The organism is Psychrobacter sp. AOP3-A1-26 (assembly GCF_052378235.1).
GTDB lineage: Bacteria > Pseudomonadota > Gammaproteobacteria > Pseudomonadales > Moraxellaceae > Psychrobacter.
On sequence record NZ_JBQSXN010000225.1, the window covers coordinates 1 to 363 of the forward strand.

1 tRNA gene is annotated in these 363 nt (G+C 39.7%); it reads right to left on the bottom strand.

Annotation, left to right across the window (positions count from 1 at the left end):
• Positions 1-149 precede the first annotated feature (149 nt).
• Positions 150-236 (bottom strand) — tRNA-Leu (locus ACT3TU_RS14395).
• Positions 237-363 lie beyond the last annotated feature (127 nt).

The window sequence follows — 363 nt, forward strand, 5'->3', positions numbered from 1 at the left end:
ACAGTAAAAAGCGCAATTACTATCTAGTTTACTGTTATTAATCTCAGTTTACTACAGACAAATACAGACAGCTACGGACACAAAAAAGCCCTTATGCTATTAAACATAAGGGCTAATCGGTCATTCTCGGACTTGCTTGTACTGCTAATTGGTACCGGTGGTCGGACTTGAACCGACACGCTTTTAAAGGCAACGGATTTTGAATCCGTCATGTCTACCAATTCCATCACACCGGCGTGTTAGGTGATAAGGTTTATACTACTAAACATTATCGAATTGGGCTACAGGGTTATCTCTGTATAGGCTGCGTATTATAGCAGCCTATTTTTGAGCGTCAAGCTTTTTCTAAAGGTTAACCATAAT